This is a genomic window from Duganella hordei (assembly GCF_040369125.1).
GTDB classification, from domain to species: Bacteria; Pseudomonadota; Gammaproteobacteria; order Burkholderiales; family Burkholderiaceae_D; genus Rugamonas; species Rugamonas hordei.
Map to the genome: position 1 here is coordinate 423,934 of NZ_BPWI01000001.1, position 18,214 is coordinate 442,147.

Consider the following 18,214-nt stretch of genomic DNA (forward strand, 5'->3'; position numbering starts at 1 on the left):
CATTCACGATGGGCCGTTTTTCAATCAGAAGTCATTTTTCCACAAGCGCAGCGCGGTGAAGGTCGCCAGCGGCGTATCGATGCGATCGAGCTTGCCGGCCTTGACCAATTGTTCGGCAATCGCCGGCTCGCGGTAGCGCAGGAATGGATTGGTGGCTTTTTCGACACCTATCGTACTCGGCACCGTGGGCAGGTTGTGCTCGCGCTTGTCGGTCTCCACCTTGACGCGCTCCTGCAGCGCCACGTTATCGGGCTCCACCACGCGCGCGAAGCGCAGATTGGACAGCGTATATTCGTGGGCGCAGAATACCTTGGTATCATCCGGCAGCGCGGCCAGTTTGCCGAGCGAACTGATCATCTGTGCCGGCGTGCCCTCGAACAGGCGTCCGCAGCCGCCGGCGAACAGCGTATCGCCGCAGAACAGCCAGATCGGCTCACCGTCGGCGCGTTCGCGCAGGTAGGCGATGTGGCCCATCGTATGGCCGGGGACGTCGAGCACCGACAGCTTCAGCGCCAGGCCGGGCACGTCGATCAGTTTGCCTTCGCCGACCGGCAGCGTGACGGCGGCGATGCTCTCGTTGCGCGGACCGAAAACGGGAACCTGATAATGCTGTAATAATTCAGGAACGCCGCCAATATGGTCAGCATGGTGATGGGTGAGTAGAATGGCAGTGAGCTTGAGTCCGTTGGCCTTGAGGGCCGCCAGGATAGGCTTGGCATCACCGGGGTCGACCGCTGCGGCGTGGACACCATCATGTATCAGCCACAGGTAATTGTCGTGGAACGCAGGAACAGTAAGAACACTGAGAGTTTGAGTAGAAGAATTGGTCATTGGATCGCAAAAGGCTAGGCATGGACAAGGCAGGATCTGAGAAATCCATTATAGCGCTGGAAGGCTGGCTGCAAACGCCCGCCGGCGTCTACTTGCGTGCGTGGGAACAAAGCTGTCTCGATAATTTAACAGCCGATATCTTTGGATACAACGCGGTGCAGATCGGCATGCCTCAAATCGATGCGCTGGCCGCCAGCCGCATGCCGTACAAGCTGCTGGCCGACCGCAAGGTGCGCGCCGCGGAAAACGAGGGTCTGCGTCCGGTGTCGCTGACGCTGGACTACACCGAGCTGCCGTTCGCCTCGCAATCGGTCGACCTGGTGGTGTTGCCGCACGTGCTGGAATTCTCCACCGATCCGCACCAGGTGCTGCGCGAAGTCGAGCGCGTGCTGATTCCGGAAGGGCAGCTCATCATCTGCGGCTTCAACCCGGCCAGCCTGTGGGGCGCGCGCCACGTGCTGCGGCGCGTCGGCGGCACCTCGTTCCTGCCGCGCACCGAGGAGCTGATCTCTATGCCGCGCATGAAAGACTGGTTAAAATTATTGAACATGGGCGCCAGCCAGAGTCACTTCGGCTGCTACGCGCCGGCCTGCCGCACAGAAAAATGGCTGCACCGCTACGCCTTCATGGATAATGCCGGACCGCGCTGGTGGCCGTATTTCGGCGGCGTCTACATTGTGCAGGCGATCAAGCGCGTGAAGGGCATGCATCTGATCGGTCCGGCTTGGACCAAAAAAACGGCATCGGCCCCCGCGGTCGTGCCGGCAACAAATAAAAGGCGGGAACAGCAGGATGGATAAGGTAGAGACGAAGGTTGAGATATTCACGGACGGCGCCTGCAAGGGCAATCCCGGACTCGGCGGCTGGGGCGCGTTCCTGGTGGCCGAGGGCGCTGAAAAAGAGATTTGCGGCGGCGCCCGCGACACCACCAACAACCGCATGGAATTGCAGGCGGTGATCGAGGCGCTCAACGCGCTCAAGCGTCCGTGCATGGTCACGCTGCACACCGACAGCCAGTATGTACAAAAGGGCATCAGCGAGTGGATCCACGGCTGGAAGGCGCGCGGCTGGAAGACGGCGGCCAAGGAGCCGGTCAAGAACGAAGACCTGTGGCGGGCGCTGGACGCCGCGCAGGCGATGCACACCGTCGAATGGCGCTGGGTGCGCGGCCACAACGGCCATCCCGGCAACGAGCGCGCCGACATGCTGGCCAATCGCGGCGTCGAGCTGGCCCGGGGCCGGTGACCGCTATCGCCTGTTATACTCCACGATCAGACTCATCACAGAACACTATGCGCCAAATCGTACTCGATACCGAGACCACCGGTATCAACCCCAAGCTGGGCAACCGCATCATTGAGATCGGCTGCGTCGAGCTGAACAACCGCATGCTGACGGGGAATAACTTCCACGTCTACATCAATCCGGAACGCGACTCGGAAGAGGGCGCGCTCAACGTCCACGGCCTGACCACCGAGTTCCTGAGCGACAAGCCGAAATTCCACGAGATCGTCGAACAGCTGCGCACTTATATCCAGGGTGCCGAGGTCATCATCCACAACGCGCCGTTCGACCTGGGCTTCCTGAACCACGAATTCAAGCTGCTGAACCTGCCGGACTTTTCCAGCCATATCGGCGGCGTGATCGACACGCTGGTGCATGCCAAGGAACTCCATCCCGGCAAGCGCAACTCGCTGGACGCGCTGTGCGACCGCTACGGCGTGTCGAACTCGCACCGCAAGCTGCACGGCGCGCTGCTCGATGCCGAACTGCTGGCCGACGTCTACCTGTCGATGACGCGCGGGCAGAACAGCCTGGGCATGGATGCGGAAGAGGAAGTCGTGGTCGGCGGCGCGCTGCTGGAGCCGGTGCCGATGGCCGACATCATCTTCTTGCCGGCCTCGGACGAGGAGCTGGAAGCGCATGCCGCCACGCTTGCCGGGCTGGACAAGGCCGTCAAAGGCCAGTGCATCTGGACCGCGACGGTGGCGCCGCAAGCTGCCGCCTGACAATTTTTGCGCGGGGCCTTCCCATGGCGGGAGGTTGTGTGCGATAATTCGCCCCGCTTCGGGAGGTTAGCTCAGGGGTAGAGCACTGCATTCACACTGCAGGGGTCGCAAGTTCGAAACTTGCACTTCCCACCAGAATTTAGTAAGAAAATCAAAGGCCTGCGTCAATCTGATGCGGGCCTTTTTTCTTGCTGGCATGAAAGCACGGATAATTTTTCCTGTTTGTATTCTTCGGCAATGTTTGCGCTATCCAATAGATTGTTCGGTCGTATTCCCAAGCGACTATCGTCAGCGCCTACGCGTCGGATTTATGAAGGGCACTGGCTCCGCCCGCCCCTTAGCCTATTTCGGCTTGTTCGGTGGATCGTTGGGTGTGACGAAGCCGATGGGGTGCTTGGGTGCCGTCGCTGGTGGCGTCATCAGTTCGCGCAGCGCGTCGATGATCTGCTTGAGTTGAGCGTGCGTGCTGTGTTCGAAGGTTTCCTGCTTGAGCGACATCAGGTCGGTCTTGCTCTCGAGTTCATCCAGGCGCAGCGCCAGTTCCTTGTTCGATACCACCAGTTCGCGCAGGCGCACGAAGGCCCGCACCACATACACTCCCATCTCGATGGCCTGCGGCGAGGCAAGCACGTTGGCGGCCTGGATGGCGCCGTGTTCGGTGAAGGCATACGGCAGCGTCTTCGAGAATTTCAGCTTGGCGAGGTGGTCGCAGTTTGCGACCACCTCCTGTTTTTCAGCGGCGGTGAGCTGAAACAGGAAGTCGGCCGGAAATCGCTCCTGGTTGCGCTTGACCTGTTCGTTGAGTCGTTTGGTTGGCACGCCATACAGCTCGGCCAAGTCGGTGTCGATCATAACCTTCTGGCCGCGAATGAGCAGGATGCGGTTTTCGATGCGCGCCAGCGGCGGGGGCGGCGTGCTCATCGCTTGGCTCCGTGAACCCTGATTTCGCGCTGTAGCTTCAAGCAATTCCGGCTTGAAGCTGTGTCGTTTCTCTCACTCATGATGCGACCCTGAAGCGTAAAACTTTAACATAGCACTACTCGATATCCTGACCCATGTAGCTAATCAAGGCCTTGCCAACAAAAATTTGGAGGCTGAGTACGGAGTCCTGCGGGATTTTTCGAGAGCTGGCGGGAGCCATCTAACGCGGGTGTTGCCTATGAATACGGGCTTTGGAAGGCTCCCGCTGTCTCGTATTTGGGCCTTCACACTGCAGGGGTCGCAAGTTCGAAACTTGCACTTTCCACCAAGAATTCGTTTGAAATCAAAGGCTTGCATCATTTGGATGTAGGCCTTTGTTGTTTTTGGCGCTACCAGCGCATGGTCGGAATAAAATCCGCAAATGCGCGCAGCGGCGCCGGCAGATAGCGCCGGCCTGGATAGTACAGCGAGGGACCGTTAAAGGCTGGCCACCAGCGCTCCAGCACCGGCTCCAGTTCACCGCGCTCCATGTAGGGCTTCAGCCAGTCTTCAAACAGGTACACCAGGCCGCTGCCGGCCAACGCCGCATCCACCTTCAAGTCGGCGCCAGCGCCCAGGTTGACGATCAACGGACCGACCGGTTTGATGACGACTTTCTTGCCCTTGTGCTCGAATTCCCAATCCGGCATGGCACCGCTGGAGAAGCGTCCGCGCAGGCAGGTATGTCTCAACAGGTCTTCCGGCCGCTTGGGCAGGCCGTGTTTTAGCAGATAGCCAGGCGACGCTGCCAGCGCAAAACGTTGCCGGCGCGGTCCAATCGGAATCGCCACCATATCCAGTTCCATGTGTTCTTCGTAGCGGACGCCGGCATCGCAGCCGGAGCGCTGCAGATCGACAAAGCTGTCGTCGACGATGATCTCCAGGCAGATGTCCGGATACGCGGCGATAAACGGCGGAATGATGCGCGGCAGGATCAGTTTCGATACGCTGAGCGGCACGTTGAGCCGCAGTCTGCCAGCCGGACGGTCGCGAAAACCGTTCACCACATCCAGCGCGGATTCGACCGCGCCCAGCGCCGGCATCAGTTGCTCCAACAAGCGCTGGCCGGCGTCGGTGGTGGCCACGCTGCGGGTGGTGCGGTTCAGCAGGCGCACACCAAGGCCGGCCTCAAGCCGTCGCACCGCTTCGCTCAGTTGTGACGCGCTATTGCCCGTCATGCGCGCGGCGCCGCGAAAGCCGCCGTGTCTGGCGACCGCGACGAAGGCGCCGATATCCTGCAGATCAGCCATCGGTCATTGTCCTGTATTCGGCACAAGTTGTGCCATTGCGAGGTATTGTCGCACAAAGTTTTCGCGCCTAGACTGTGTTCGTCAACCCATCCTTCAGGAGCATATTTTGAACACCTTCCAACTTGGCGATATGGCTGTCAACCGCATGGGCTATGGCGCCATGCAGCTTTCGGGCCCGCACGTCTTCGGCCCACCCAAGAACCGCGAGGAAGCGCTGGCAGTGCTGCGGGAGCTTGCTGCGCTGGGCATCAATCACATCGACACCAGTGATTTCTACGGCCCCCATGTCACCAACCAGCTGATCCGCGAAGCGCTGCATCCGTACGCGGACGATCTGGTGATCGTCACCAAGATCGGCGCCTCGCGCGGCGCTGACGCTTCCTGGCTGCCGGCCCAATCACCGAAGGCGCTGGAGGCAGCAGTGCATGACAACCTGCGCAACCTCGGCCTGGAGCGACTGGATGTGGTGAACATGCGTCTCATGTTTGACGTCATGGGGCCGGCGGAAGGCGACATTGAAGCCCACATCACCGCGCTGGCGGAACTGCAGCACCGCGGCCTGATACGCCATATTGGCGTGAGCAACGCGACCGCGCAGCAAGTGAAGCAGGCGTGCAGCATCGCCCCCATTGCTTGTGTGCAGAATCAATACAACCTGATCCACCGCCACGACGACGCACTGATCGACGAGCTGGCAAGAGACGGTATCGCCTACGTGCCGTTCTTCCCGCTTGGTGGCTTCTCGCCGCTGCAATCGGCTATCTTGTCGGATGTCGCCGCGCAGCTGGCCGCCACGCCCATGCAGACAGCGCTGGCCTGGCTACTGCAACGTTCGCAGAATATCCTGCTGATTCCCGGCACCTCATCGGTTGCCCATCTGCGTCAAAATGCCGCCGCTGCCGATCTGATACTGCCGCCGGAAGCCGTCCGTAAGCTGAATGGCATCATCACCTCGGCATAACTGCTGGCCGAGGCTGGATCGTGCGCAAGACCACCTGGCCGGCATCGACGCCGCCGGCCAGGTCGCGCTCCAGTTCGAAACTCGCGCTTCCCACCAGCTGCCGAAAGTATGGACGGCGAATCCCCGGTAATTTGATGTATATCAAGGTTTTGAGGATGCATATCCGACTACAGTGATTGACAACATGGCCAATTCAGGACCTCAAGATGGGATTTGAAATGCTTCGGGAATCAACATCGAAAGACCTGGTCTACACCTGCCCGATGCATCCGGAAATCCGGCTCGGCCATCCGGGCAACTGTCCGAAATGCGGCATGAGCCTGGAGCCGGTGATTCCCGATCTGGCAGACGACGACAATCCGGAACTTCGGGATTTCACCCGCCGGTTCTGGTGGACCTTGCCGCTGACGGTCGTGGTGACCACGCTGGCGATGTTCGGGCACCGGCTGGAGCTGATGGAGATCCGCACCCAGACCTGGGTGGAATTGATACTCGCGATCCCCATCGTCCTGTGGGCGGGATGGCCATTTTTCGTCCGTGGCGCCCAATCGGTGCGCAACCGCAGCCCGAACATGTGGACCCTGATCGGGCTCGGCACCGGCGCCGCCTTTGTCTACAGCGTGGTGGCGACGCTCGCGCCACAGGTGTTCCCGCCGACGTTCGTGTCAATGGGGCGCATCGGCGTGTATTACGAAGCGGCGGCGGTCATTATCTCGCTGACCTTGCTCGGGCAGATGCTCGAACTGAAGGCGCGGTCGAAAACCTCGGCCGCCATCAAGTCGCTGCTGGGGCTGGCGCCGAAAACCGCGCGCCGTATCAATGCCGACGGCAGCGAGGAGGACGTGCCGCTCGCCCATGTCCACGTCGGCGACATGCTGCGGGTTCGTCCCGGCGAAAAGGTGCCGGTCGATGGCGTGGTGCTGGAGGGCAGCAGCGCCGTCGACGAGTCGATGCTGACGGGCGAGCCTATCCCCGTCACCAAGCGCACGGGAGACAAGGTGATCGGCGCTACGCTGAATGCCAGCGGGGCTCTGGTGATGCGTTCCGAGAAGGTCGGATCGCAAACCGTGCTGGCCCAGATCGTGCAGATGGTTGCCAATGCCCAGCGCTCCAAGGCACCGATGCAGCGCATGGCGGACGTGGTGGCCGGATATTTCGTCAGCGGCGTGGTCGCGATCGCGGTGCTGACCTTCCTTGCGTGGGGGCTGTTCGGCCCGCAGCCGAGCTGGGTCTATGGACTCATCAATGCGGTGGCCGTGCTGATCATCGCCTGTCCGTGCGCGCTCGGCCTGGCGACGCCGATGTCGATCATGGTCGCCACCGGCAAGGCGGCCACCCATGGCGTGCTGTTTCGCGACGCCGCCGCGATCGAGAAATTGCGCGAGATCGACACGGTCATCGTCGACAAGACCGGTACGCTGACCGAAGGCAAGCCCGCCTTCGAGCGCGCCATCGCCGCCGCCGGCTTTGCCGAGGACGAGGTTTTACACCTGGCCGCCAGCCTCGACCAGGGCAGCGAGCATCCGCTGGCCGACGCCATCGTGCGCGCCGCGCGCGAGCGCGGGCTGGCGCTCGACAAACCCGATGCGTTCGAGTCAAGCAGCGGCATCGGCGTGCGCGGCAGCGTCAACGGCCGGCAGCTCGCGCTCGGCAATACCACCTTGATGACTCAGATCGGCGTGGATGTGGCGCCCATGAAGCCGGCCGCCGAGGCGCTGCGCCTGGAGGGCGCGAGCGTGATGCACCTGGCGGTAGATGGCCGTCTGGCCGGGCTGCTGGCCGTGTCGGACCCGATCAAGGCCAGCACGCGCGAGGCGCTCGACACACTTGCCGCGGCGGGAATACGGGTGGTCATGGCCACCGGCGACGGCGTCACGACGGCCGTCGCCGTCGGCAAGCGCCTCGGCATCGACGAGGTGCACGGCGAGGTCAAGCCGGCCGACAAGCTGGTGCTGGTCGAAAAGCTGCAGCGCGAGGGACGTGTCGTGGCGATGGCTGGCGACGGCATCAACGACGCGCCCGCCCTGGCGCGGGCCGACGTCGGCATCGCGATGGGCACCGGAACCGACGTGGCGATGAACAGCGCGCAAGTGACGCTGGTCAAAGGAGATTTGCGCGGGATCGCGACGGCGCGCCTGATCTCGGTGGGCACTGTCGCCAACATGAAGCAGAACCTGCTGTTCGCGCTGGTCTACAACGCGCTTGGCATTCCGATCGCGGCCGGCGTGCTCTATCCGCTGACGGGATGGCTGCTCTCGCCGCTCATCGCCGCATTGGCGATGAGCCTCAGTTCCGCTTCGGTGATCAGCAACGCCTTGCGGCTCAGATGATGCACTTCGGAAGCCTCAACATGGAACATTCCCCATTTCGGGCCCTTTTGGTATATGTGTACGCCCGGCTGGCGCATACCGAGGAAGTGTGGGCACTGGGGGAATTCGGCGAGGAGTACCGACGCTACCGCGATCGCACTCCCGCCTTCGTTCCGCGGCTCGGGCGGCGCTCCGGGACTGGATTGAGCCGGCGATAGGATTACTTGCCTGGTGGCGGGGTGGCATCCATTCGGTCCATCATCATTTGCATCATCATCTTCATCATGTCCATCTGCTTCTGCATCGCCTGGGGCGACATGGTTTTTGCTCTGGCGGAGCCCGCGCCCGTCATGCCATCCATCATCGACATACCTTCCCGCATGGCTTTCATGTGTTCAGCCATCAAAGCCTTGCGCTCTTCCGGGGTCTTGGCACTCATCATCTTTTCGTGCATGTCGCGCATGGCTCGCATCTGCGCATCCATCTTCGCCGTGTCAACGGGTGTATTGGCGGGCGCGGAGGCAGCCGGATGATGCTCCTCATGCCGGGGCGGTTCGGTCGAGAACGCCTGGCTGGGCGCGATCAGTGCCAGTGTGAGCGGCAGGGCAAGGAACGATTTCATGCGGTTCTCCAGAGACATGGTGACAAGGTTCATCCTACGGATTCATGCCTGAGAATTGTTTGATCCAAGTCAAAATTGTCCCCGGCGTCAAAAACAACAACAAACTGGTGCGTTCAACACGGCTTGCGTTTTGCTTGTATGCTATATATATTAAACAGCGGTTAAACACCGCTCAATATAAAAACATACGTCTATGGGGAGACAATCCAATGACACTCAAGCCATGCCGCGCGCCGTGGGCCAGCAGTTCGCGTCACCTGCCACTCAGAGGAGGTCAGCGATGAAAGCGCCCCGGATTGCCTTGCTGTTCAACGCCAACAAAGCCTTCGACCGCGACGTCGTGGCTGGCATCGCTTCCTACCTGCGTGATGCCGATGTGGCCTGGGACCTGTTTCTGGAAGAGGATTTTCGCCTGCGCCTGGCCGGCTTCGAGCACTGGCAGGGCGACGGCATCATCGCCGACTTCGACGACCCCGCGGTGGCGGCTGTTCTGTCGCGCAGCAGCGTGCCGGTGGTGGCCGTAGGCGGCTCCTATGCCAGCGAAGCCGAGTATCCGCGCGACGTGCCGTATGTCGCGACCGACAACGCGGCCATCGTCAAGCTGGCGCACCAGCATCTGGCCGAGGCAGGCCTGCGCCGCTTCGCCATGTTCAGCCAACCCGCGACCGGCGAGCACCGCTGGGCGCAAGAGCGCGAAAACGCTTTCCACGACCTGATGGAGCGCGACCGGATGGAGGTCGAGATCTTCCGCGGGGGCGACACCAGCGTGGCGGCCTGGAACGAGTCGGTACGGAGCCTGATCTGCTGGCTGCACAGCCTGCCCAAGCCGATCGGCATCATCGCCGTCACGGACGCGCGCGCGCGCCAGCTGCTGCAGGCCTGCGCCATCGCCGGGATCGCGGTGCCGGAACAGGTGGCGCTGGTTGGCATCGACAACGACCCGCTGGTGCGGGCGCTGGGGCGCATCCCGCTCAGCTCCGTGATCCAGGGCGGGGAGCAGATCGGCGCCGCCGCCGCCCGGCTGATGGACGGGATGCTGCACGGCGTACCGCCGGCCGAGCTTCGCCTGCTGGTGCCGCCCGCCGGCGTCAACGCGCAGGCATCGAGCCGGCACCAGGCGGTCAACCACCCGCAGGTGGTGCTGGCCTGCCATTTCATCCGTCAATATGCCTGCCAGGGCATCAGGGGCCAGCAGGTGGCCGCCTACGTGGGCGTGTCGCGCTCCTCGCTGGAGACTTACTTCCGGCAGGAGCTGGGGTGCAGCGTGCACGATGCGATTCTGCGCTTCAAGCTCGAAGCGGCCAAGATGGGCCTGGAAAGCGGAGGTGCCAGCATGGCCGACGTGGCCCAGGGCTGCGGATTTAGTTCTGCCCAATACATGCATCTGGTGTTCAAGCGCGAACTGGGTGGCACGCCGCGCGCCTACCGCAGCCGCGCGCTTGGCGAGGCGGAGGCGGCCTGAGGCCGGAAGTAAGCAAATTCATTGCGCCACTTGGTGATTTAATGAACGCAAAATTATTGAATGTTCAAAACATATACCATACACTGGCCGTCACAAAAAATAGTATTAAATGGAAAATTTCATGATGAAAAGCATAGTGTGCGAAGCACCCGGCCAGTTGCGCATGGTGCACGGTCCGATTCCCGTTGCCGCCGAGGGCGAGGTGCTGATGCGCGTACGGCGCATCGGCGTATGCGGCACCGACATGCACATCTTCCGCGGCACCCAGCCGTTCCTGAGCTATCCGCGCGTGATGGGGCATGAGCTGTCCGGCGAGGTCGTGACCGCGCCGCCAGGCTCGGAACTGGCGCCAGGCGACCAGGTCTACGCCATGCCCTACCTGTCGTGCGGCAGCTGCGTGGCCTGCCGCAAGGGCAAGACCAACTGCTGCAGCCGGATCCAGGTGCTGGGCGTGCACCGCGATGGCGGCATGGCTGAATATCTGACCGTGCCGGCGCAATTCCTGTTCAAGACCGACGGCATTTCGCTCGATGACGCCGCGATGCTCGAATTCCTGGCCATCGGCGCGCACGCGGTGCGGCGCGGTTCGGTGGAAGCCGGACAGCGCGTGCTGGTGGTGGGTGCGGGACCGATCGGCGTCGCGGTGGCCTTGTTCGCATCCCTCAAGGGTGCCAATGTCGCGGTGCTCGATTCGCGCGCCGACCGGCTGGCCTTCTGCAAGGACGCGCTGGGTGTCGAGCACGTGGTGGCGGTCGGCGAGGGCGACAAGGCCGCGCTGCAGGAGCTGTCCGGCGGCGATTTCTTCGACGTCGTGTTCGACGCGACCGGCAACGTCAAGGCCATGGAGCGCGGCCTGGAGTTCGTGGCCCATGGCGGCGCCTATGTGCTGGTGTCGATCGTGCCGGACCGGATCTCGTTCGCCGATCCGGAATTCCACAAGCGCGAGACGACCCTGCTCGGCAGCCGCAACGCGACCGCGGACGATTTCCGCGAGGTGCTGGCGGCCATGAAGGCCGGCCTGGTGCCGACCCGCCTGATGAACACCCATCGCGCCACGCTCGACGATTTCATCGACGTGCTGCCGCAATGGATGGAACCCTCCGCCGGCGTGATCAAAGCCATCGTCGAGGTCTGATTGAATCCGATTCTGCAATTTGGCACCAGCCGCTTTCTGCAGGCGCACGTCGACCTGTTTGTCGGCGAGGCGATGGCCAATGGCGCGGCGCTGGGGCCGATCACGGTGGTGCAGAGCACCGGCAGCGCCCAGAGCGAACAGCGGCTGGCCGCCTTCAACCGCGGCCACGGCTATCCGGTGCGCATCCGCGGGCTGCGCGACGGCGCCGTGATCGACGACGAGCTGCGCGTCACCTCGGTCCGGCGCGGCCTGCACGCCGACCGCGATTGGGCCGAGATCCGCCGCCATGCCGCCGGCGAGGCGCGCGTCATCGTGTCCAACACCGGCGACCGCGGCTACGACCTGTCGGAGCACGACCACCCCGGCCTGCTGTCCGCCGATACCGCGCCGCGCGCTTTTCCGGCCAAGCTGCTGGTGCTGCTGCACGCGCGCTACCGCCAGGGCGGGGCGCCCATCACCCTGTTCCCGTGCGAGCTGGTCGCCAACAACGGCAGCGCGCTGCGCGAGGTGGTGCTGCGGCTGGCGCGCGACTGGGCGCTGGAGCAGGCCTTCGTCGACTGGTTGCAAAGCCGCTGCATCTGGATCAATTCCCTGGTCGACCGCATCGTGTCCGAGCCGATCGAGCCGGCCGGCGCGGTGGCCGAACCCTATGCCCTGTGGGTGGTCGAAGCCCAGCCGGACATGGAGCTGCCATGCACGCATCCGGCTATCGTGGTGACCAGGAGGCTGGAGCCGTATGAGCGGCGCAAGCTGTTCCTGCTCAACCTCGGCCACAGTTTCCTGGCCGAGCAATGGCTGCGCGGCGCGCGGCCGGCGGGCGAGACGGTGCTGCAGGCGATGGCCGACCATGGCCTGCGCGCGGGGCTGGAGGCGCTGTGGGAGGAGGAGGTGCTGCCGGTGTTCAAGGCGCTGGGCGAGGAGGCCGAAAGCCGCGCCTACGTGGAGCAGGTCAGGGACCGTTTCAACAATCCCTATCTGGCCCACCGGCTCGCCGACATCGCCCAGAACCACGAGGAAAAGAAGCGCCGGCGCCTGCTGCCGGTGGTGGAGCTGGCCGGCGAACTCGGTCTAGGCATTGCGCAAGCGCGTCTGCGCGATGCCCTTGGCCTGGTGGCGCTGGAGGTACGGTAGAATGTATGATTGTCCTTTATATATGATCGCCAATCCGGCGTGTTCCCAACCTCATGGCCCGACCTCCTACCATCTTCAAGCGCAGCGCCAACCTGCTGCTCAAGCACATCGCCACCGAGGTGGCGATCGGGGACACGCTGCCCACGGAACACCAGATGGTCGCGCTGGTGGGCGGCAGCCGCACGGCGATCCGCAGTGCGCTGACGTATCTGCATGCGCAGGGCCTGATCAGCGACCTGAAGGAACGGCGCCTGCTGCGCAAGCCGGCGCGCAAGGATTACTTCGACATTGCCGATTTACAGACCGGACCGGACCGGGTGCGGCAGGTGCTGATGGAGCGCATCTACCACAGCGACCTGCCGCCGGGCGCGGAGTTCTCCGAGGCGGAACTGGCGCGTGCGGCCGAGGTCAGCACGATCAGCGTGCGCGAATTCATGATCGAGTTCTCGCGCTACGGCCTGATCGAAAAGAAGCCGAACGGCGGCTGGCGCCTGTGCGCCTTCGACCGCTCGTTCGCCATGGAGCTGGCCGACGTGCGCCAGATGTTCGAGCTGGCGGCGATCGAGCGCTTCGGCATGCTGCCGCCCAGCGACCCGGCGATGGCCGTGCTGGACGACCTGATCGCGCGCCACGAGCAGCTTGGCTCGGTCATGCCGGCGCGCCACAAGGACTTTCCGGCGCTGGACCGCGACTTCCACACCTTCCTCATCGGGCTGCTGCACAACCGCTTCGCGCAGGGCTTTTACGACATCGTGTCGCTGGTGTTCCACTACCACTACCAGTGGGACAAAGGCAACGAGATGGCGCGCAACCAGTACGCGGCGCACGAGCACCTCGACATCCTGCACGCGCTGGCGCGGCGGGACATCAACGGCGCGCTGGACGCCATGCGCATCCATCTGAATTCTTCCCGCAGCACACTGCTGCAATCCATCCGCACCAGAGAGATGCGGGCCCACTCCGGCTGACGCGGCGCGCGGCGGCATGGACAGCTCTCTCTGGAACCGACTGTATGCAAAGGACCGACATGCCCACACCAACCACCGCGCAGGCAGCGAGCCTGCTCCTGATGTCACCCGAGGACAATTGCCTGATTGCCCGCCTTGAACTGAAGGCCGGCGCCAGCGTGGAGATCGACGGCCAGGCCGTCACCCTCGCACAAGACATCCATCTGGGCCACAAGGTCGCGCGCAGCGACCTGCGCGCCGGCGACACGGTGCTGCGCTACGGCGCCATCATCGGCAAGGCCAGCGCGCCGATCGCCGCCGGCGCGCATATCCATACGCACAACCTGGAAAGCTGCTACATCCCGACCTACACGCTGGGCGAGGGCGGCCACCACTTCATCGGGAGCAAAGCCAAATGACGTCGCAACCATCGTACACCCTGGCCGGTTACCAGCGCCTGGACGGCCGCAAGGGCATCCGCAACGTGGTCGTCGTGGCCTACCTGGTCGAATGCGCGCATCACGTGGCGCGCCTGATCACCAGCGCCTTCCCGGATCAGCCGGTGCACCTGATCGGCTTCCCCGGCTGCTTCCCCAACGAGTACGCGGACAAGATCATGCGCAGCGTGCTGACCCACCCGAACGTGGGCGCGGCGCTGCTGGTGTCGCTCGGCTGCGAGAGCTTCGACAAGAACGGCCTGGAAGCGGCCGTCGCCGATAGCGGCCGCCCGGTGCACACGGTCACGATCCAGGACGCGGGCGGCACCCGCAGCGGCGTCCAGAGCGGCCGCGAATGGGTGAACTGGGCGCTGGAACAGGTCGGCGCCCAGCAGCGCGTGCCGATGGGCCTGGACGAGCTGGTGGTGGCCACCATCTGCGGCGGCTCCGACAGCACCAGCGGCATCACCGCCAATCCGGCGGTCGGCGTCGCCTTCGACCAGCTGATCGCCGCCGGCGCCGCCTGCATCTTCGAGGAGACGGGTGAACTGGTCGGCTGCGAATACCACATGAAGCGCCGCGCGGTGACGCCGGAACTGGGCGAGGCCATCGTGCAGACGGTGGAGAAGGCCGCGCGCTACTACACCATCATGGGACACGGCAGCTTCGCCCCAGGCAACGCCGACGGCGGCCTGACCACGCTGGAAGAAAAGTCGCTGGGCGCCTACGCCAAGAGCGGCGCCTCGCCGATCAGCGGCATCCTCAAGCCGGGCGACCAGCCGCCGGGCCACGGCCTGTACCTGCTCGACGTGGTGCCCGACGGCGAACCGCGCTTCGGCTTCCCCAACATTTCCGATAACGCCGAGATCGTCGAATTGATCGCCTGCGGCGCCCACCTGACGCTGTTTACCACCGGGCGCGGCTCGGTGGTCGGCTCGGCGATCTCGCCCGTCATCAAGGTCTGCGCCAATCCGGCCACCTACACCAAGCTGGCCGAGGACATGGACGTCAACGCCGGCCGCATCCTGACCGGCGAGGCGACGCTGGAGCAGGTCGGCGGCGAGATCGTCGACCTGGTGGTGAGCGTCGCCAACGGTGCCCAAAGCTGCTCGGAGCAGCTGGGACACCAGGAATTCATCCTGACCTACAAGCAGTTCGAGCCCACGGGGCCCGGCTGCTTCCCGCTGAAGGCGGCCTGACCGTGCGCTGCGACGACTCGATCGCCCTGCCGCGCGGCGGCCTGCGGCTGACCCGGCTGGGCATGGGCTGCGCGCCGATCGGCGGTTTGTACCAGGCCGTCTCCGAGCGCGCGGCGCGCGCCGCCGTCGATGCCGCATGGGACCTGGGCCTGCGCTATTTCGACACCGCGCCGTACTACGGCTTCACGCGCTCCGAACGCCGCCTGGGCGAGGCCTTGAGCGAACGTCCGCGCGACCAGTACGTGGTCAGCACCAAGGTCGGTCGGCTGATGCTGCCCGCCGCAGGGGTGCTGCCCGGCACCTGCGGCTGGGCCGATCCGCTGCAATACCGCCCGCATTACGACTACAGCTACGACGGCATCATGCGCTCGCACGAGGACAGTCTGGAGCGCCTCGACCTCGATCGCATCGACATCCTGCTGGTGCATGACATCGGCCGCGCCACGCACGGCGAGCTGCACGACAAATACTGGCGCCAGCTCACCGGCGGAGGCTTCCGCGCGCTGGACGAGCTGCGCGGCTCCGGGCGCGTGCGCGCGATCGGGCTCGGGGTCAACGAATGGGAGGTGGTGGCCGACGCGATGCAGGAATGCCCGCTCGACTGCACGCTGCTGGCGGGCCGCTACACGCTGCTGGAGCAGGGCGCGCTGACGCCCCTGCTGGACGCTTGCCAGCGGCACGGCAACGCGATCGTCATCGGCGGACCGTTCAATTCCGGCGTGCTGGCCGGCGCCCGCACCTTCAACTATACCGACGCGCCGGCAGAGATCCTGCAGCGGGTCGACGCCATCGCCGCCGTCTGCCGCGAGTTCGACACGCCGCTGCCGGCGGCCGCGCTGCAATTCCCGATGGCCCATCCGGCCGTGGTGTCCTGCATCCCCGGTTCGCACGACGTGGCGCAGCTGCGCCAGAACGCCGAGTGGTTCGAGCTGCCGATTCCGCCGCAGCTGTGGCAGGAGCTCAAGCGCCGCGGCCTGCTTGACGAGCGCGCGCCGGTGGAGCTGGGGGCGTGATGCGGGTCGACGCCCACCAGCACTTCTGGCACCTGGCCGACCGCCACGGAGCCTGGCCTCCGCCGGCGCTGGCCGCGATCCACCGCGACTTCGCGCCGGACGACCTGGCGCCGTTGCTGGTGCGGCACGGCATTGCCCGCACGGTGCTGGTGCAATCGATGCCAGACGAGCGTGACACCCGCTACATGCTCAACCTGGCGCAGCGTCATGCCTTCATCGGCGGGGTGGTCGGCTGGGTCGACCTGAAGGCGCGCGACGCGCCGACCCGCATCGCCTCGCTGGCGCTCTGCCCGATGCTCAAGGGACTGCGCCCGATGCTGCAGGACCTCGACGACGAGCGCTGGGTCGACGACGAGGCACTGGCGCCGGCGATCGAGGCGATGCGGCATTTCGGCCTGAGCCTCGACGGCCTGGTGCTGCCGCGCCACCTGCCGGCGCTGCTGGCCTTTGCCGAGCGCCATCCCGACCTGCCGCTGGTGATCGACCACGGCGCCAAGCCGCCCATCGCGCGCGGTGAGCTGGAACCGTGGCGCGGCGACATCGCGCGCCTGGCGCGGCTGCCGCAGGTGCATTGCAAGCTGTCCGGCCTGGTGACCGAGGCTGGCGGGGCCTGGAGCGTGGAGGGACTGCGCCCGTACGTCGACCACATCCTGGAGGTCTTCGGTCCGCGCCGTGTGATCTGGGGCAGCGACTGGCCGGTGCTGGACCTGGCCGCCGACTACGGGCAATGGGTCGCCGCCAGCGAGGCCTTGCTGGCGGGCCTGGACGGCGCGGCGCTGGACGACGTCTTCGGCCTGAACGCGCTACGCTTTTACCGACTTGATTGAGGAAACTGACATGCAAAGAATGGGCATGGTGATCGGCATCGCACCCGACCGGATCGCGGAGTACCGCGCGCTGCACGCGGCCGTGTGGCTGCAGGTGCTGGCGGTGCTGCGGGAGGCGAACGTGCGCAACTACACGATCTTCCTGCGCGAGCCGGAGAATCTGCTGTTCGGCTACTGGGAATACCACGGTTCCGACTTCGACGCCGACATGCGGCGGGTGGCGGCCGACCCGGAAACCCAGCGCTGGTGGACCTTTTGCAGTCCCTGCCAGCTGCCGCTGGCCAGCCGCGCCGAAGGCGAGCACTGGGCGATGATGGAACCCGTCTTTCACGTGGATTGAATCATGACTAAACGATTGCAAGGAAAAACCGCGCTGGTCACGGCCGCCGGTCAAGGTATCGGCCGCGCCACCGCGCTGGCCTTCGCGGCCGAGGGCGCGCGCGTGATCGCCACCGACCGCGACCTGGAGCAGGTGGCCACGCTGGCCGGCTGCGAGGCGCGCCGCCTGGACGTCACCGACGCCCAGGCCATCGCCGCGCTGGCGCAGGAACTGGGAGCGGTCGACATCCTGTTCAACTGCGCCGGCTACGTCCATGCCGGCACCATCCTCGGTTGCGAGGACAGCGACTGGGATTTTTCCATGAACCTCAACGTGCGTTCGATGTACCGTTTGATCCGTGCCATCCTGCCCGGCATGCTGGAGCGGGGCAGCGGCTCCATCATCAACATGGCCTCGATCGCCTCCAGCGTGCGCGCGGTGCCGAACCGCTTCATCTACAGCACCACCAAGGCGGCCGTGATCGGCCTGACCAAGTCGGTGGCGGCCGATTTCGTCACCAGCGGGGTGCGCTGCAACGCGATCTGCCCGGGCACCGTGGCCTCGCCGTCGCTGCGCCAGCGCATCGAGACGCAGGCCCACGACAGCGGCCAGAGCGTGCAGCAGGTCAGCCAGGCCTTCGCCGCGCGCCAGCCCATGGGGCGGCTGGGCTTACCGGAGGAGATCGCCGCGCTGGCGATCTACCTGGCCGGCGACGAATCGGCCTTCACCACCGGCACCGTGCACGTGATCGACGGCGGCTGGAGCAATTGAGCATCAACCCTTTACCACAACAAAGAGAAAC

19 protein-coding genes and 1 tRNA gene are annotated in these 18,214 nt (G+C 64.7%); 16 read left to right on the forward strand and 4 right to left on the reverse strand.

The window, feature by feature from the left end; all coding sequences use genetic code 11:
• Positions 1-24: 24 nt before the first annotated feature.
• Complete coding sequence (gloB, locus tag ABWW33_RS01805) at positions 25-831, reverse strand: hydroxyacylglutathione hydrolase (protein ID WP_353398226.1); 807 nt, start codon at positions 829-831, stop codon at positions 25-27.
• 20 nt (positions 832-851) lie between these two features.
• Here gloB and ABWW33_RS01810 point away from each other — a divergent pair, with 20 nt between their 5' ends.
• The 4 genes from ABWW33_RS01810 (at position 852) to ABWW33_RS01825 (ending at position 2,975) form a co-directional block, all read left to right on the forward strand.
• Positions 852-1,631, forward strand: a complete 780-nt coding sequence (locus ABWW33_RS01810; RefSeq protein ID WP_176650512.1) for a class I SAM-dependent methyltransferase — start codon at positions 852-854, stop codon at positions 1,629-1,631.
• Positions 1,624-2,076, forward strand: a complete 453-nt coding sequence (rnhA, locus tag ABWW33_RS01815; RefSeq protein WP_176650513.1) for a ribonuclease HI — start codon at positions 1,624-1,626, stop codon at positions 2,074-2,076. The genes ABWW33_RS01810 and rnhA overlap by 8 nt, the downstream gene beginning before the upstream one ends.
• Before the next feature lie 47 nt (positions 2,077-2,123).
• On the forward strand, positions 2,124-2,840 hold the full coding sequence (dnaQ, locus tag ABWW33_RS01820; RefSeq protein ID WP_176650514.1) for a DNA polymerase III subunit epsilon: 717 nt from the start codon (positions 2,124-2,126) through the stop codon (positions 2,838-2,840).
• Positions 2,841-2,900: 60 nt separating this feature from the next.
• Positions 2,901-2,975 (forward strand) — tRNA-Val (locus tag ABWW33_RS01825).
• A gap of 207 nt (positions 2,976-3,182) precedes the next feature.
• On the opposite strand, the gene ABWW33_RS01830 is transcribed toward ABWW33_RS01825, so the two are convergent.
• Both ABWW33_RS01830 and ABWW33_RS01835 read right to left on the reverse strand, forming a co-directional pair.
• On the reverse strand, positions 3,183-3,761 hold the full coding sequence (locus tag ABWW33_RS01830; RefSeq protein ID WP_353398230.1) for an ORF6N domain-containing protein: 579 nt from the start codon (positions 3,759-3,761) through the stop codon (positions 3,183-3,185).
• A gap of 389 nt (positions 3,762-4,150) precedes the next feature.
• Positions 4,151-5,050 carry a LysR substrate-binding domain-containing protein gene (locus tag ABWW33_RS01835; RefSeq protein ID WP_176650518.1) on the reverse strand — a complete coding sequence of 300 codons (900 nt, stop codon included), beginning with the start codon at positions 5,048-5,050 and terminating at the stop codon, positions 4,151-4,153.
• 106 nt (positions 5,051-5,156) lie between these two features.
• On the opposite strand from ABWW33_RS01835, the gene ABWW33_RS01840 reads away from it, so the two are divergent.
• Both ABWW33_RS01840 and ABWW33_RS01845 read left to right on the forward strand, forming a co-directional pair.
• Entirely contained in the window at positions 5,157-6,011 is an 855-nt protein-coding gene (locus ABWW33_RS01840) for an aldo/keto reductase family oxidoreductase (RefSeq protein ID WP_353398233.1), read from the forward strand.
• 218 nt (positions 6,012-6,229) lie between these two features.
• On the forward strand, positions 6,230-8,341 hold the full coding sequence (locus tag ABWW33_RS01845; protein WP_353398236.1) for a copper-transporting P-type ATPase: 2,112 nt from the start codon (positions 6,230-6,232) through the stop codon (positions 8,339-8,341).
• A 199-nt stretch (positions 8,342-8,540) separates the two neighbouring features.
• Here ABWW33_RS01845 and ABWW33_RS01850 read toward each other — a convergent pair whose 3' ends face one another.
• Positions 8,541-8,942 carry a hypothetical protein gene (locus ABWW33_RS01850; protein WP_353398239.1) on the reverse strand — a complete coding sequence of 134 codons (402 nt, stop codon included), beginning with the start codon at positions 8,940-8,942 and terminating at the stop codon, positions 8,541-8,543.
• 280 nt (positions 8,943-9,222) lie between these two features.
• On the opposite strand from ABWW33_RS01850, the gene ABWW33_RS01855 reads away from it, so the two are divergent.
• The 10 genes from ABWW33_RS01855 (at position 9,223) to ABWW33_RS01900 (ending at position 18,183) form a co-directional block, all read left to right on the forward strand.
• Positions 9,223-10,404 carry a XylR family transcriptional regulator gene (locus ABWW33_RS01855; protein ID WP_176650522.1) on the forward strand — a complete coding sequence of 394 codons (1,182 nt, stop codon included), beginning with the start codon at positions 9,223-9,225 and terminating at the stop codon, positions 10,402-10,404.
• Between the two features lie 124 nt (positions 10,405-10,528).
• On the forward strand, positions 10,529-11,539 hold the full coding sequence (locus tag ABWW33_RS01860; RefSeq protein ID WP_353399210.1) for a zinc-binding alcohol dehydrogenase family protein: 1,011 nt from the start codon (positions 10,529-10,531) through the stop codon (positions 11,537-11,539).
• The gene (locus tag ABWW33_RS01865; protein WP_353398242.1) at positions 11,540-12,670 is read left to right on the forward strand and encodes a mannitol dehydrogenase family protein; all 1,131 of its coding nucleotides are present in this window, start codon (positions 11,540-11,542) and stop codon (positions 12,668-12,670) included.
• Positions 12,671-12,723: 53 nt separating this feature from the next.
• Positions 12,724-13,638 (forward strand): GntR family transcriptional regulator, encoded by a 915-nt coding sequence (locus tag ABWW33_RS01870; RefSeq protein ID WP_176650524.1) that lies wholly within the window; start codon positions 12,724-12,726, stop codon positions 13,636-13,638.
• A gap of 59 nt (positions 13,639-13,697) precedes the next feature.
• Complete coding sequence (locus ABWW33_RS01875; protein WP_176650525.1) at positions 13,698-14,036, forward strand: UxaA family hydrolase; 339 nt, start codon at positions 13,698-13,700, stop codon at positions 14,034-14,036.
• A complete protein-coding gene (locus ABWW33_RS01880) occupies positions 14,033-15,253 on the forward strand; it encodes a UxaA family hydrolase (RefSeq protein WP_353398245.1) in 1,221 nt (406 codons plus the stop codon). The genes ABWW33_RS01875 and ABWW33_RS01880 overlap by 4 nt, the downstream gene beginning before the upstream one ends.
• A 2-nt stretch (positions 15,254-15,255) precedes the next feature.
• Complete coding sequence (locus tag ABWW33_RS01885) at positions 15,256-16,266, forward strand: aldo/keto reductase (RefSeq protein ID WP_176650527.1); 1,011 nt, start codon at positions 15,256-15,258, stop codon at positions 16,264-16,266.
• Positions 16,266-17,093, forward strand: a complete 828-nt coding sequence (locus ABWW33_RS01890; RefSeq protein ID WP_353399213.1) for an amidohydrolase family protein — start codon at positions 16,266-16,268, stop codon at positions 17,091-17,093. Before ABWW33_RS01885 ends, ABWW33_RS01890 begins: the two co-directional genes overlap by 1 nt.
• 10 nt (positions 17,094-17,103) lie before the next feature.
• On the forward strand, positions 17,104-17,433 hold the full coding sequence (locus tag ABWW33_RS01895; RefSeq protein ID WP_353398248.1) for an L-rhamnose mutarotase: 330 nt from the start codon (positions 17,104-17,106) through the stop codon (positions 17,431-17,433).
• 3 nt (positions 17,434-17,436) lie between these two features.
• A complete protein-coding gene (locus tag ABWW33_RS01900; protein WP_353398251.1) occupies positions 17,437-18,183 on the forward strand; it encodes an SDR family oxidoreductase in 747 nt (248 codons plus the stop codon).
• Positions 18,184-18,214 lie beyond the last annotated feature (31 nt).